The sequence below is a fragment of the Sphaerimonospora mesophila genome, assembly GCF_001417795.1.
Lineage (GTDB): Bacteria > Actinomycetota > Actinomycetes > Streptosporangiales > Streptosporangiaceae > Sphaerimonospora > Sphaerimonospora mesophila.
Genome location: NZ_BCBX01000018.1, coordinates 1 through 760 on the forward strand (window position 1 = coordinate 1; position 760 = coordinate 760).

At 63.7% G+C, this 760-nt stretch carries 1 protein-coding gene; it reads left to right on the top strand.

The window, feature by feature from the left end; translation table 11 throughout:
• Positions 1–272: 272 nt before the first annotated feature.
• The coding region (locus AP234_RS34480) for a transposase family protein (protein WP_160330343.1) at positions 273–760 on the top strand (488 nt) is incomplete at its 3' end.

Sequence of the window (760 nt, forward strand, 5' to 3'; positions counted from 1 at the left end):
CTAGAGCCGGAGAGCTATCCGGGGGGTGTAAGCGGTTGGATGACTGCCCGGTCCTGCAGGGCATCTTGTTCGTCCTGCACACCGTATGTCCGTGGCCATGTAAAGGTGGCTCTGGCGCAAAGTGTGTGATCGGGTAACCGAGAGTGATCGGGTTCGTCTGTCATCAGATGATCGCGATCCCGCAACAGTCCGCACATGAGTACGGCCGCTGCAGTGATGATCTAGTTCGAGCAAGAACATGATCGTCACCACAGCGACCGTAGGGGTTCATTGTGCAGCACCCGAGGCATCTGGCGGGAGATGCCTGCTTCCTGAAGACGCTCTTTCCCCACCTGGCCGAACTAGACGTTCAGACCGTGGCCGATCACGGCACGTATGTGCTGATCAAGGCGACCACCAAGCGTAGCGTCGCGGCCTGCCCGGGATGCGGCACGCTGTCATCACGAATCCATGGTCGATATCGGCGACTGCTCCAAGATCTGCCCGCTGGCGGCCGCCCGTTGCTGATCGCGCTGACCGTAAGACGCCTGAGGTGCGATAACTCGTCGTGCCGGGTGCGGACGTTCGCAGAGCCGCTGGGTGGTGTGGCCCGCCCGCACGCCCGCGCCACCTCGCCGCTGCGGCGCATGCTGGAACTGCTGGCCTTGGCGCTGGCCGCCAGAGCCGGAGCCCGCCTGATGGCCATGCTGGGTGTCACGGTGTCCCGCGACACCCTCATCCGGCTGATTCGCGCCTTACCTGATCCGGAGTTCGGCCAGGC